Below are 12836 nucleotides of genomic sequence, written 5' to 3' on the forward strand. Positions count from 1 at the left end.
AACGAACTAGGGAACTTTCCCTAGTTCGTTATGAAATGGAGGAATACGACGATGGCGAAGAAAATGCCGGAAATCGGTGATTATAAATACGGTTTTGCCGATAAGGACGTTTCCATATTCCGATCAAAACGTGGTCTAACAAGTGATATTGTTAAAGAAATATCAAAGCTTAAAAATGAACCACAATGGATGCTCGATTTCCGTTTAAAATCACTTGAACATTTTTATAACATGCCAATGCCTCAATGGGGCGGAGATTTAGGTTCATTGAATTTTGACGAAATCACTTATTATGTTAAACCATCTGAGAAATCGGAAAAATCATGGGATGAAGTCCCTGAAGAAATTAAAGCAACATTTGACAAACTTGGGATTCCTGAAGCAGAACAAAAGTACCTTGCAGGCGTATCTGCTCAATATGAATCTGAAGTTGTTTACCATAATATGAAGGAAGAACTTGAGGATTTAGGTATCGTCTTTAAAGACACTGATTCTGCTCTTAGAGAGAATGAGGATATCTTCCGTGAGCACTGGGCAAAGGTTATCCCGCCGACAGATAACAAATTTGCTGCCTTGAATTCAGCAGTATGGTCAGGCGGCTCATTTATCTATGTACCACCAGGTGTGAAAGTTGATACTCCATTGCAGGCGTACTTCCGTATTAACTCTGAAAATATGGGACAATTTGAGCGTACGTTAATCATTGTTGATGAAGGCGCACATGTTCATTATGTAGAAGGCTGTACCGCTCCTGTTTATACTACAAACTCACTTCATAGTGCTGTTGTTGAGATTATCATTAAAAAGGACGCTTATTGCCGTTACACAACCATTCAAAACTGGGCGAACAATGTATTTAACTTGGTTACCAAGCGTGCTGTTTGTGAAGCAAATGCAACAATGGAATGGATTGATGGTAACATCGGTTCTAAATTAACAATGAAATACCCAGCTGTTATTTTAAAAGGTGAAGGTGCACGTGGTATGACTTTATCAATTGCCATTGCAGGTAAAGGCCAGCACCAGGATGCAGGGGCAAAAATGATTCACTTAGCTCCTAACACTTCATCAACCATCGTTTCAAAGTCGATTTCAAAGCATGGTGGTAAAGTAACCTACCGTGGTGTTGTTCACTTTGGTCGTAAAGCGGATGGCGCTCGTGCAAATATTGAATGTGATACGTTGATAATGGATAATCAGTCAACTTCTGACACAATTCCTTACAACGAAATCCTTAACGACAACATTTCACTTGAGCACGAAGCAAAGGTTTCTAAAGTATCTGAAGAACAACTCTTCTACCTGATGAGCCGTGGTATCTCAGAACAAGAAGCAACTGAAATGATCGTTATGGGCTTCATTGAGCCATTTACAAAAGAACTACCAATGGAATACGCAGTCGAAATGAACCGCCTAATCAAGTTTGAGATGGAAGGTTCTATCGGTTAATCTTCTTATCATGAGTGATATGCTTTATTAGAGTCCTAATAAAGCTTGAAATTCATGCTGATAATACGGGAATTATTGTACCCCCTGCTACTTGAGCAGGGGGTTTTTTCCATTGAATGATATAGTGAATTTTGTTAATATAAGGGGTATTTTGCACATTGGAGGATTTAGCTATGTCTAAGCGTATTACTTGGATTGATACATGTAAGGGTATTGGTATATTTTTGGTGATTATTGGACACACCACTTTAGTAGATGCTCCTCGTATTCATATTTATTCATTTCATATGCCTTTATTTTTCTTTTTATCAGGATTTTTATTTTCGACTAAAGGCAGTTTTAGGGAATTTTCATTAATTAAAGTTAAAACCTTATTGGTTCCATATATTTTTTTTGCAATACTTTCTTTCTTATTAACCACTCATTATTTAGGCATGCCAATTGAAATTGGTTCCTTTTTTTATTCCACTATAGAATCAAGAAGGAATTATATTTTCTACAACATCCCATTGTGGTTTTTAACTTCATTATTTCTAATAGAAATAATATTTTATTATCTAGTTAAGTTAATAAAAAATAAGTATGCAATTTTAATGGTTGTCATTCCTGTCGGTTTTTTATCGCATTGGCAATTGGGAGCAGCTAGAGGGACAAATATTTTACCATGGAGTTTAGACCAATCTTTATACTATCTTGTTTTTTTCGGTATTGGATATTTTGTCCGAATTTTAAATTGGCTTGAAAGGGATTTAAAGAAATCATTTTTACTAGTCGTTCCCTCCATACTCTACATTTGGTTCGTTCTTGATTCAACTGTTTATGAAAGAGCATGGCAGATATTACATTTAACACCTAATATCCAAATTTATTTAAGTGGAATCCTTTGGGCATTATTGGCGATTTCTTTTACAATTTATATTTCACAGTTTTTATCGTTTAGTCCTGTTTTAAGTTATTTGGGAAGAAACACACTTATTCTCATGTGCCTGCATTTGCCATTGGCAATTAATGTATTCAATACTCATTTTCGGGAAGGGTTGAATTTAGAAAATCACCCGAATATCTTAGCTTTGTTTATTACAATTTTTTCCATACTATTATTAATTCCAGTTAGCTATATAATGAATAATTTATTCCCATTTTTATTAGGAAAAAAATTCAACCATAAACTCCTCGTATATAACTATATCTTTAAAAAATAGCCCTTTTTTATATTAGGCTATTTTTTTATGACTTCAAAAAATACGTTGAAAAATAAGGGTTATGCTATTATTAATAGGTGGGGTGATACAGTGATTTATATAGGTGTTACAGGTTGGGGCGATCATGATAGCTTATATCCTGATCAAATGTCTCCACGTGATAAGTTGAAAGAATATGCGGGTCATTTTCCAACCGTTGAAGTGGATAATGCTTTTTATGCGATTCAGCCGAAGAGGAATGCAGTTAAATGGGTGAATGATACCCCTTCCTCGTTTCAGTTCGTCGTGAAGGCCTACCAGGGTATGACAGGCCATCAGCGTGGAGAAGCTCCATTCGCAAATAAGCAAGAAATGTTCCAAGCTTTTAAAGAATCTCTAGAACCATACATAGAAGCAAGCAAATTAGCAATGGTCCTTTTTCAGTTCCCGCCTTGGTTTGATTGTAAGCGCGAAAATGTTGAATATTTACGTTGGTGCAAAAATGTTATGGGTGATTTGCCTTGTGCACTTGAGTTCAGGCACCAATCCTGGTTTACACCCCGATTTCGCTATCATACACTAGATTTTATGAGTGAGGAAAAATGGATACATAGTATTTGTGATGAACCTCAATCAGGAGCGGGCTCCATTCCAGCCATATTAGAGGCAATTGATTCTGAAAAACTTCTCATTCGATTCCATGGACGAAACATGCATGGGTGGCAGAAACGTCAGGCAGAGAATTGGCGCGAGGTTCGCTACCTCTATCGGTATAATCAACAAGAACTTCAAGAATGGGCAAATATTATTAGGAAATTAGCTAAGGAATCCGCGAATGTCTATGTTCTCTTTAACAACAATTCTGGCGGAGATGCTGCCGATAATGCAAAGGAAATGATTGACCTGTTAGATATCAAATATGAGGACCTCGCTCCTAGACAACTGGATTTATTTTAAAATAAAGGAGAAAGAAATATGGAGTGGATTGTTTTAGTTTTAATCGGGATAGCAGGAAGTTCCTTAGGGAGTTTAATTGGGTTGGGAGGAGGAATTGTTATCGTTCCTTCCTTGCTCTTTTTAGGTTCCTTGTCTACATTTGGTTATATTTCACCCCAGACAGCCGTGGGTACCTCGCTTTTTACGATGATATTTACCGGACTTTCTTCCACGTTAGCTTATATGAAACATAAAACGGTGGATTATAAAAGTGGATTGATTTTTTTGATCGGAAGCGGTCCTGGGAGTATTCTAGGAGCCTGGGTAACGGAGATTTTAGATTTAAAATCATTTAATTTGTTTTTTGGTATTTTTATCATATTTGTTTCATTTGTATTGCTATTAAAAGATAAATTAAAACCTATACCTTACCAAAAAGATAAAGGGATTGTCAGAAGCTTTACAGATAACTCAGGAAAGGTCTTTGAATATGGATTTAACCCTGTGATGGGGGTCGTTATTTCGTTAATTGTCGGCTTTTTATCAGGGATTCTAGGGGTTGGCGGCGGATCATTAATGGTGCCGACTATGATCCTGTTCTTTTTCTTTCCTCCACATGTAGCAACAGCAACATCGATGTTTATGATCTTACCAACCTCCATTCTAAGTTCAATTACCCATATCACTTTAGGAAATGTTGATTGGCTTCTTGCATTGGCGTTGGTTCCTGGGGCATGGATTGGTGCAAAGGTCGGTGTTTATTTAAACACAAAATTAAAAAGCAAAACAATTGTTTTTTTACTAAGAACCATATTAATAATCGTCGGCATACGATTAATCTATCAAGGTATTATTGGCTAAAAAGGATGCGAGAGATGCATGGAATTCATTCACATATATCATACAAATGATCTTCATAGCCATTTAAAGCGCTGGCCGCGAATTCAGCATTTCTTAACTAACCGTAGGGAATATCATGAAAAAGCTGGGGAAGAATTTTTTCTTTTTGACATAGGTGATTTTATAGACCGGTGGCATCCATTTTCTGAAGGAACTCATGGGAAAGGGAATATTGAACTGTTAAATGAAAGCGGCTATACCGCTGTGACAATCGGTAACAATGAAGGTATCAATTTCCCTTATGAAGGGCTGAATCATTTGTACGACATCAGGAAGTTTGATGTTGTACTGGCAAATCTTTATAACAGTAACGGGCAGTATCCGACATGGCTAATACCATACAAAATTTATCAGACACAAAAAAGTACCCGAATTGGTGTGATTGGTTTAACAGCCTATTATTCCCTCCTTTATGAGCTATTAGGCTGGCACCTTACAGAACCTTTAGAGGAGTTAAAGAAATGGATAGAGCCACTCAAGTCTCAATCTGATGTCATTATCTTGCTATCTCATCTTGGACTTCCCGATGATGAACAAATTGCGAGAGAATTTCCAGAAATCGATATTATTCTTGGCGGCCACACACACCATACACTTCCTGAGGGAAAGTGGGAAGGACAAACATTGCTTGCGGGAGCTGGTAAGCATGGACGGTATGTGGGGCATGTTTCCATACAAGTTGATGAAAACAACATAATCAGCAAACAAGCAGAATTATATAATGTGTTAGAGCATCCTCCATTACTAGATGAGAAAGCAATTTCCAAGGAACTTTATCGTAAAGGTAAGAAATTATTAAATCAAAAAATTACAACCCTTTCTAAAGAATATCCGCATGACCAATTCCAAGAAACAGAGCTTGCACTGCTCCTTTGCCAAGCGCTAAGAGAATGGTGCAAGGCAGATTGTGCATTTATAAATGGCGGTCTTATCTTAGGTCCGCTATCAGGTAGTGTGACATTGTATGATTTGTTGTCTATTTGTCCACATCCGATTAATCCCTGTAAAATCCCACTAACTGGCAGTGAATTAAAAAAGGTTTTACTTGAAACAAGGAAGGAAGGCTGGTCACAACAACATGTTGCAGGTCTTGGTTTTAGGGGAACCGTAATGGGAGCAAGTATATATGACAGAGTTACTTTTAATGAAGACAACGATATATATATTAATGGGCACAAATTAGATTTAAACCAAACCTATACGCTGGCTGTACCAGATATGCTTACTTTCGGACATTTTTTCAAAGATGTTTTTCCACAAAAGAAAAAGGAATATTTTCTTCCTGAATTTTTACGTGACATCCTTAGATGGAAATTAGAAAAGCAGTCCTAAAATGAATACACGCTTTTTCTTTCGCTTTCATAAGTTGATAGTGAGGAAGGGAGTGTGTAAATTGATAGAGTTATCACCGGTAGAGATTAATGGTCACACGTTCTTGGCTGTTACCGTCTTACTACCAAAAACTACACTGCTCTCAATAAGCAATGATAAGGGATATATCATGTGCGGTGCTCTAGATGTAGGGTTATTAAATGAAAAGTTAAAGGATCGCAAAATCATTGCAGCTAGAGCAGTGGGGGTAAGAACCATTGAACAGCTCCTTAATGCTCCAATGGAGTCGGTTACAGTCGAGGCGGAAGCAATCGGTATTACAAAAGGAATGCTCGGAAAAGACGCCTTGTTAAAAATGGTATGAAAGCTTGCATTACTGCAGGCTTTTTCTTATGTAAAGACTGCGGTAAATTTATAGGCTAGTTCATCTCCTTCCCGCATACATATAACATGTAAGGGGGGATTATTTTTGGTTAAGTTTCGAGTGCGTCACCGAAAAAGGGGACCATTACCTTTCCGATACGTTTTGTTATTATCATTTGTTTTTTTTCTATTGTCTACTGCAATGGGAATATGGCTGGTTAACAAAGGAATTGAACCTTCCTTAATGAGATATGCGGAATCCAAAACAAAGCAAATCGCTTCACAGGTTATCAATAAAGCAATTAACAAAAAAACGGTAGAAGTGGGAGATGTCATTGCTGTTGAAGCCGGTCAAAATGGCGCGCAGCCAAGTGCAAGTTTAAAAACGGAAATCATAAATCAGAAATTATCCGAAATCACGAATGAAATACAAAAAAACTTAAACGCTGCTGAAAAAGGGGACCTTGATTCACTAGAGAAATTAACAGATGTTGATATTGAGGTAAATACAGAACAACAGGATGGGATTGTGTGGAATGTACCGCTTGGTCAAGCAACCAACATGGCTTTGTTAGGGAATTTAGGTCCTAAAATCCCTGTACGGTTTCATGCGATTGGGGAAGTACGTCCGGATGTGAAAATTAACCCAAAACCAATGGGGATCAATAATACATGGATTGACGTTGCCATTCATCTAGAGGTTTCAGTGCAAATTATTACCCCGTTTGCAACGGAAATTACAAAGTTAGAACAGAATATCCCAGTCGGAGGAAGATTAATTCAGGGTGATGTTCCGCAATTTTATAATAATGGCGGGAATGGTGTTACCCCATCGATTCAAATACCTTCTCCGCAAAATTAAAAGGACTGTCACCGGACAGTCCTATTTTTTCGATTTTAATGCCTGTCTTTCTTGCTGTTTCCACAATCGTAAATGCGGGGTTGGGTCAAATGACCATTCGGTATAACCGTTATCTTTATACATTCCATAGTGCAAATGCGGCGGGAATTTACCAGATGTCCCTGGCGGTCCATATCCTGAACTGCCTACACCGCCAATTAAAGTCCCAGGTTCAACAATTTGACCAACTTTTAAATCTTTAGCAAAACCGCTAAGATGAGCAAAATAATGATACGTATTATTAATATCACGAATTCCAACTCTCCAGCCGCCGAACTTGTTCCAGCCCTTCATTTCCACTATGCCATAGTTGGTAGCACGTACAGGAACACCGTATCCTGCAAAAATATCAGTACCTTCATGCATTCTGCGGCCACCCCAGCCTCTCGCGTCGCCCCATGTACTGCGATAACTGTGATTGCTGCGTAATGGCAGCGGGAATACATGGGTATCTAAGTCTAACCGGCCAAAATGGCGGTACATTTTCGCCTTGCCAACGATCATGCCAACTGTTTTGTCGCGGTGATAATAATTCCATAATCCAATTTTTATATTATCATCGTCTGTTCCATATGAAAGGAGATAATTGGCGAAAGTATATAATACATCCTCATCACTCTTTAAACTAGCTTTTCCATCTCCATCTCCGTCGACGCCCATACCGTTAAAAAATTGGATAATTGCTGGGTTCTCTTCTTCAGGAATTGGATTAGTGGTACCAGCCCATTTTTCCGGAGTGAAATAAATACCAATTATACTTTCCGGCTTTGGTAAATCTTTGCGTACCTGCCGTATACTCCTCTCATACTGATCCACGGCTGCTAAGTAATACCATGGAATTAATGTAACGGTTTCAACCTTTTTGTATAGTTTCATTCTTTCCTGATACTCATCAGGACCTTTAGCATGAGCATCCCTGAGAGAAAAGCTCATTAATAAGAGGATGGTTCCAATTATCAGAAATGCCCGCACAGGAATCCTCCTTCCGAATATTGTACGCTTTTAGTTTATGAATTTTAGGCTATTTCATTATGAACAAAAATTGGAAATAGGAGTTTGCGGAGTTGTCTGCTTGTTGTTGTTACAAAAAGTATGGTAAAGTGACAAGGAGCAAACTCATTTATAGGGGTGTAGAAACGTGAGCAGGAATAGTGATTACCTTAGAAAACCAGAATGGTTAAAAATAAAATTAAATACGAATGAACATTATACAGGCTTAAAAAAAATGATGCGTGAAAAAAATCTCCATACGGTTTGTGAAGAAGCACGCTGCCCAAATATCCACGAATGTTGGGCTGAGAGAAGAACGGCTACCTTTATGATCCTTGGTGATACATGTACACGTGCTTGTCGTTTCTGTGCTGTTAAAACAGGTCTACCAACAGAATTAGATTTGGCAGAACCGGAACGAGTGGCAGACTCTGTTCAATTAATGAATTTAAAACATGTTGTAGTAACAGCTGTAGCGAGGGACGATTTAAAAGATGGCGGTGCAGCTGTTTTTGCTGAAACGGTTAGAGCCATTAGAAGAAAAAATCCTTTTACAAGCATTGAAGTTCTTCCTTCGGATATGGGAGGAAAAGAAGAAAATTTAGCTTTGTTAATGGACGCAAAACCTGACATTCTCAATCATAACATTGAAACGGTAAGACGATTAACACCAAGAGTTAGAGCACGTGCAAAGTATGACCGCTCATTAGAATTTTTACGCAGAGCGAAAGAAATGCAGCCAGCGATTCCAACCAAATCCAGCTTAATGGTTGGACTTGGCGAAACAAAAGAAGAAATTATCGAGGTCATGGATGACTTACGAGCAAATGATGTGGACATTATGACGATAGGACAATACTTACAACCCTCTAAGAGCCATCTGAAGGTTGAAAAATATTATAGCCCTGAAGAATTCGCTGAATTACGCGAAATTGCCCTTACAAAAGGTTTTAGTCATTGTGAAGCAGGTCCATTGGTTCGTTCATCCTACCATGCAGATGAACAGGTGAATGCTGCTGCAAAACACAAACAATTACTTGGAGAGGCAGAAGCCAAAGAAGCTTAACATGAAAAGTGGAAGCTCCTAGGCGTGGCAGCTAGACAATAAAAAGAGTTCAGTCCACTTTGGGCTGAACTCTTTTTATTAGCGGGTTGTATTCATATTATCATCAGCGGTAGCACCGTTTTCGTCTTCACTATCGCTCATACGATTGCCTTGCGGCGACTTCTTCATTTGTGTAATTAAACCATTTACTAAATTTCTGGCATTGTGACTAGTCGAATCTAAATTTGCCAAATTTTCCACATCACGCATTAATTTTGTATTGTCTGATACATATACATGATAGTATCTGGGGACAACAGACATAGCCGTTCTCTTTACTTGATCCGCAGTATGATTACGATCTTTGGAGTCAGTATCATAGGAAACGAGAACCTCTTGGTCGGTAACAAGTGTGGCAACATCATTTACATTCGGTATATCTGTGCTTAGCTGACTAATAATATTAGCCACCTGTTCACGGTCTATAGCTGCATAGTGTTGCATTCCCCCACGGTCACCCTTAATGGGGCTTTTTTGATGACGGACAAAGCCGTAATCATCACTCACATTTCGAACACCCTGACTGCCGCCTTCATTATAAAGCTCTTCACGTTTGTTATTGACATTAATGGTATCTCCGCTTTCTTTATAAACATCACGGTTGGCCATATCCCTAGAGCAGCCTGCTGCTGTAAGGAGTAAACAAAAAACAATCATCATCGACCATTTTTTCATTTTAAGCACCTCCTTTTTATAGAATAGCCAAATAACTGATTTTTTTTCTTAGTAATTGATGGTGAATCGGTTATAATGAAAGAAAGATTTACTGGTAAAATTTGAGGTGATTACATGATCAATATAAACGGCACTGCATATGAAATCGTGCAGGAGCATAGAGAGGCCTTTAATGAGGAAGCTCTAAAAGCAAGGTATAGTGATATATTATCCAGATATGATTATATTGTTGGGGATTGGGGATACGGACAACTCCGGTTAAAAGGCTTTTTTGAAGATCAGAATCAAAAAGCAACATTTGACACCAAAATCAGTACATTAAGTGAATATTTATATGAATACTGTAATTTTGGCTGTGCGTATTTTGTCTTGAAAAAAGTGAAGAAGTAATAAAAAAAGGCTGGCCAAAGCGGCTAGCCTTTTAATGTAATATCTTCAAGCTTCAGTGCTGGTTTTCCTGAGGCTTTAGTGTGTATAAGGAGGCTGTTCCTCCTTATTAGGATCGTCATGGGTAGGGTGAGCCCCTTCCATTTGACGAGGGATATCCTGATGAAAGGTTTTATTTTCATAATTAAAGTTGCTATAATACCGCTGACCTTCTTGCCAAGGGGTGCTTTTATTTTGAACAGGCTCATCTTTACGAATTGGAGATCCAAACGGACCATCTGGAAATTCCTCTGCTGTCAGAAAGTTTTTTTGTTTCTCGACATTAGAAAGGTCAAAATAGCTTCTTGACTTTTTTTCAGGCATATCATCACTCACTCCTTTTTATTAGTATGCAAAAAGGAATTATATTAATTCTAATAAAAAGGAACGTAATTCTTCTGCGTCCTCTTCATTTAATTGGAAAGCGTATTCTAAATATCCTTCCTCTTTCAAGTCATCCTCACCAATAATGGCAAAGCGACTCCCTTGTAAATCGAGTACAAGGTGCTTCCCATAATGACGGTCCGTTTTAACAATGGCCAAATCAAAGCGTTGGTTGTCACCAACAAAGCTAACAAATCGTGTTTTTGTATCTTCTGTATCATCATATAAGAAATATCGTTCTTGCATGTCATGTGCTCCTTTAGTTGTTTTCTTCTCCCTCTTTATATTACCAAATAATCAGGAAATGGGGGAATAGTTGGTGTTAATAGAATATTTCTAAATATTTACTCGAAGAAAAAACGGATTCTGTCAAATTGTGTTACAATAAGGTTATTATTGTCGTATCTGTTTCTGAGAGGGATGGAATTGATGGACTGTCGTTACATGAAAAAAGTTAAGAGTGTAATGCAATGGGGAAAGATTATTTTACCTCTTTCGTCCATACGCTATTATCCTCCTCAATTTACCTTGCGTAATCCATTAACGGAAGGGGTAAAGAACGCTTTTGAAGCGGGTCATGAGGTAGCGGTAATTGTTTTTAAATTGAGTAACCTGCATGATTTAATCGAGCAGGCTGACTCGCAACGGCACATTAAATTTTTGAAAAACGTGAAGAAGCTTTTTCAGACCGTCGTGGAACAAACCGTTAACCCAAAGGAGTTTATAACCCTACATGATTATTATGGCGAAGGTATTACACTAGTAATTACCGTCGATCACGATAGACATTCTATTTCAAATATTGATATCCTGTTGAAAAAAATAACAGACGAAGTTTCAGAAACCTACTTCAATCAGTATTCCACTGCATATCCAACTTTTGATGTGGGGTATATGTTTATTGATAAGTATGATTATTCTATTCAAAATTCTATCTTTAGGGCGCATAGATTGGCAATTGGTATGGCAGAAAAACGAAAGCAGCTGGAGATCAATGAAATGTTGTTTGCCATAAACAACATTATTACCAAGAGGTCTATTACTTTGTTGGCACAGCCCATTTTTGATGTAGCCACAAAGGAGGTACGTGCCTGGGAGCTTCTTACCCGCGGTCCAAAAGGGACTGCTTTAGAGGCTCCTCTACATCTTTTTTCTGTTGCAAGGCAAACGGGTCGGTTGTACGAATTGGAAATGATTGTGTTAGAAAAAATTTTTCAACAAGTAAAAGCATCTCGCTGCCGTCAAGATATTTTTGTTAATTGTACTCCGATAACACTAGGGAATATTAAATTTACCAGTGATTTGAAAAAACTACTTCAGAAATATAAGGGGATTTCCCCAAAACAAATTACCTTTGAGGTCACTGAGCGCGATTCAATTGAAGGCTTGAAGAATTTTGTTTTTAATATTAATGTATTGCGGCTAATGGGATTTAGAATTGCGGTTGACGATACTGGAGCGGGTTATGCAAGCTTGAATACGATTAGCGAGCTAATGCCGGATATTATAAAGATTGATCGTTCTGTGATAGAAAATATAGATAAAAACTCTGTAAAAGAGTCAATGTTAAAGGGCTTGCTTCTCGTTGCGAAGGAGGCAGGATCTTTAGTGGTGGCTGAAGGTATTGAAAACCAAGAAGAAGCGTCCGTATTAACGAGAAATAATGTAGATTTAGCACAGGGGAATTTTTATGCCCGTCCCGCTATGTTTTTTGATGAAATCGCAACATAAGTGATTATTTATGAGGAAGTGGATGAAATGTATTTTGTAGACCGCGAAAAGTTGGAGAACACATTGGTGTTTCTAGAAAAGCAAATCAGCCTATTTTCTAATCAGGAAGAGTGGTCAACCCCGATAGAAAAAGCAGCATTAGAACGTATTACGCATCTTATGATTGAATCGGTGTTAGATGTGGGGAATGCAATGATTGATGGTTTTATTATGAGAGACCCTGGCAGTTATGAAGATATTATTGAGATATTAATCGATGAAAAGGTTGTTACCCAGGAAACAGGTACAAGTTTAAAAAGACTTGTCCAGTATCGCAAGGTACTTGTCCAATTGTATACGGAGATTGATCATGATGAACTCTTTAATCAGTTCTCTGGCCAAATGAATGTTTTAACCTTATTCCCAGAGAATGTCCGAGACTATCTTGAGAATGAACTTGGTCCAGTAACCGCATTTATTTAAT

General features: G+C 37.9%; 15 protein-coding genes. 11 read left to right on the forward strand and 4 right to left on the reverse strand.

The genetic code is table 11. The annotated features are described in order from the left end of the window. The first annotated feature begins 51 nt into the window (after positions 1-51). From sufB to yunB, 7 genes are all read left to right on the forward strand, one after another. Positions 52-1449: a Fe-S cluster assembly protein SufB gene (gene sufB, locus ACN6MT_RS09950; protein WP_034673653.1), complete on the forward strand. Its 1398-nt coding sequence runs from the start codon at positions 52-54 to the stop codon at positions 1447-1449. Between the two features lie 173 nt (positions 1450-1622). Then, positions 1623-2651: an acyltransferase family protein gene (locus ACN6MT_RS09955; RefSeq protein WP_419955751.1), complete on the forward strand. Its 1029-nt coding sequence runs from the start codon at positions 1623-1625 to the stop codon at positions 2649-2651. A 90-nt stretch (positions 2652-2741) separates the two neighbouring features. Next, complete coding sequence (locus tag ACN6MT_RS09960) at positions 2742-3587, forward strand: DUF72 domain-containing protein (protein ID WP_419955752.1); 846 nt, start codon at positions 2742-2744, stop codon at positions 3585-3587. Positions 3588-3605: 18 nt separating this feature from the next. Continuing rightward, positions 3606-4427, forward strand: a complete 822-nt coding sequence (locus ACN6MT_RS09965) for a sulfite exporter TauE/SafE family protein (RefSeq protein WP_034677219.1) — start codon at positions 3606-3608, stop codon at positions 4425-4427. An 18-nt stretch (positions 4428-4445) separates the two neighbouring features. Further along, positions 4446-5798: a bifunctional metallophosphatase/5'-nucleotidase gene (locus ACN6MT_RS09970; RefSeq protein WP_419955753.1), complete on the forward strand. Its 1353-nt coding sequence runs from the start codon at positions 4446-4448 to the stop codon at positions 5796-5798. A gap of 61 nt (positions 5799-5859) precedes the next feature. Next, positions 5860-6162, forward strand: a complete 303-nt coding sequence (locus ACN6MT_RS09975; RefSeq protein WP_034677214.1) for a YunC family protein — start codon at positions 5860-5862, stop codon at positions 6160-6162. A 105-nt stretch (positions 6163-6267) separates the two neighbouring features. After that, positions 6268-7023 carry a sporulation protein YunB gene (gene yunB / locus ACN6MT_RS09980; protein WP_419955754.1) on the forward strand — a complete coding sequence of 252 codons (756 nt, stop codon included), beginning with the start codon at positions 6268-6270 and terminating at the stop codon, positions 7021-7023. Positions 7024-7044: 21 nt separating this feature from the next. Here yunB and ACN6MT_RS09985 read toward each other — a convergent pair whose 3' ends face one another. Continuing rightward, the gene (locus ACN6MT_RS09985) at positions 7045-7995 is read right to left on the reverse strand and encodes a M23 family metallopeptidase (RefSeq protein ID WP_419956416.1); all 951 of its coding nucleotides are present in this window, start codon (positions 7993-7995) and stop codon (positions 7045-7047) included. Between the two features lie 205 nt (positions 7996-8200). Between ACN6MT_RS09985 and lipA the strand changes: the two genes are divergently transcribed. Then, positions 8201-9118 (forward strand): lipoyl synthase, encoded by a 918-nt coding sequence (lipA, locus tag ACN6MT_RS09990; RefSeq protein ID WP_419955755.1) that lies wholly within the window; start codon positions 8201-8203, stop codon positions 9116-9118. Positions 9119-9196: 78 nt separating this feature from the next. Here the strand turns inward: lipA and ACN6MT_RS09995 are convergent, their stop codons facing one another. Continuing rightward, positions 9197-9832: a YhcN/YlaJ family sporulation lipoprotein gene (locus tag ACN6MT_RS09995; RefSeq protein ID WP_419955756.1), complete on the reverse strand. Its 636-nt coding sequence runs from the start codon at positions 9830-9832 to the stop codon at positions 9197-9199. Positions 9833-9946: 114 nt separating this feature from the next. Here ACN6MT_RS09995 and ACN6MT_RS10000 point away from each other — a divergent pair, with 114 nt between their 5' ends. Further along, the gene (locus ACN6MT_RS10000; protein ID WP_034677200.1) at positions 9947-10222 is read left to right on the forward strand and encodes a YutD family protein; all 276 of its coding nucleotides are present in this window, start codon (positions 9947-9949) and stop codon (positions 10220-10222) included. A gap of 75 nt (positions 10223-10297) precedes the next feature. Here the strand turns inward: ACN6MT_RS10000 and ACN6MT_RS10005 are convergent, their stop codons facing one another. Both ACN6MT_RS10005 and ACN6MT_RS10010 read right to left on the reverse strand, forming a co-directional pair. Continuing rightward, positions 10298-10582, reverse strand: coding sequence for a cytosolic protein (locus ACN6MT_RS10005; RefSeq protein ID WP_419955757.1), 285 nt, complete (start codon positions 10580-10582; stop codon positions 10298-10300). A gap of 39 nt (positions 10583-10621) precedes the next feature. Next, positions 10622-10888: a DUF3055 domain-containing protein gene (locus ACN6MT_RS10010; RefSeq protein ID WP_419955758.1), complete on the reverse strand. Its 267-nt coding sequence runs from the start codon at positions 10886-10888 to the stop codon at positions 10622-10624. 198 nt (positions 10889-11086) lie between these two features. On the opposite strand from ACN6MT_RS10010, the gene ACN6MT_RS10015 reads away from it, so the two are divergent. Both ACN6MT_RS10015 and ACN6MT_RS10020 read left to right on the forward strand, forming a co-directional pair. Next, the gene (locus ACN6MT_RS10015; protein WP_419955759.1) at positions 11087-12373 is read left to right on the forward strand and encodes an EAL domain-containing protein; all 1287 of its coding nucleotides are present in this window, start codon (positions 11087-11089) and stop codon (positions 12371-12373) included. Positions 12374-12400: 27 nt separating this feature from the next. Then, positions 12401-12835 carry a DUF86 domain-containing protein gene (locus ACN6MT_RS10020; RefSeq protein WP_419955760.1) on the forward strand — a complete coding sequence of 145 codons (435 nt, stop codon included), beginning with the start codon at positions 12401-12403 and terminating at the stop codon, positions 12833-12835. Position 12836: the final 1 nt, after the last annotated feature.

It is taken from the genome of Neobacillus niacini, from assembly GCF_048572935.1.
In the GTDB taxonomy this organism is placed as follows: Bacteria; Bacillota; Bacilli; order Bacillales; family Cytobacillaceae; genus Neobacillus; species Neobacillus niacini.

Bases quoted from the DNA above. Each gene is read 5' to 3' on its own strand.
- ACN6MT_RS09995 (WP_419955756.1), bottom strand. From the start codon at position 9,832: ATGAAAAAATGGTCGATGATGATTGTTTTTTGTTTACTCCTTACAGCA.
- ACN6MT_RS09965 (WP_034677219.1), top strand. From the start codon at position 3,606: ATGGAGTGGATTGTTTTAGTTTTAATCGGGATAGCAGGAAGTTCCTTA.
- ACN6MT_RS10010 (WP_419955758.1), bottom strand. From the start codon at position 10,888: ATGCAAGAACGATATTTCTTATATGATGATACAGAAGATACAAAAACA.
- ACN6MT_RS09985 (WP_419956416.1), bottom strand. From the start codon at position 7,995: ATGAGCTTTTCTCTCAGGGATGCTCATGCTAAAGGTCCTGATGAGTAT.
- ACN6MT_RS10005 (WP_419955757.1), bottom strand. From the start codon at position 10,582: ATGCCTGAAAAAAAGTCAAGAAGCTATTTTGACCTTTCTAATGTCGAG.
- ACN6MT_RS10020 (WP_419955760.1), top strand. From the start codon at position 12,401: ATGTATTTTGTAGACCGCGAAAAGTTGGAGAACACATTGGTGTTTCTA.
- ACN6MT_RS09955 (WP_419955751.1), top strand. From the start codon at position 1,623: ATGTCTAAGCGTATTACTTGGATTGATACATGTAAGGGTATTGGTATA.
- ACN6MT_RS09970 (WP_419955753.1), top strand. From the start codon at position 4,446: ATGGAATTCATTCACATATATCATACAAATGATCTTCATAGCCATTTA.
- sufB (WP_034673653.1), top strand. From the start codon at position 52: ATGGCGAAGAAAATGCCGGAAATCGGTGATTATAAATACGGTTTTGCC.
- ACN6MT_RS10000 (WP_034677200.1), top strand. From the start codon at position 9,947: ATGATCAATATAAACGGCACTGCATATGAAATCGTGCAGGAGCATAGA.
- ACN6MT_RS10015 (WP_419955759.1), top strand. From the start codon at position 11,087: ATGAAAAAAGTTAAGAGTGTAATGCAATGGGGAAAGATTATTTTACCT.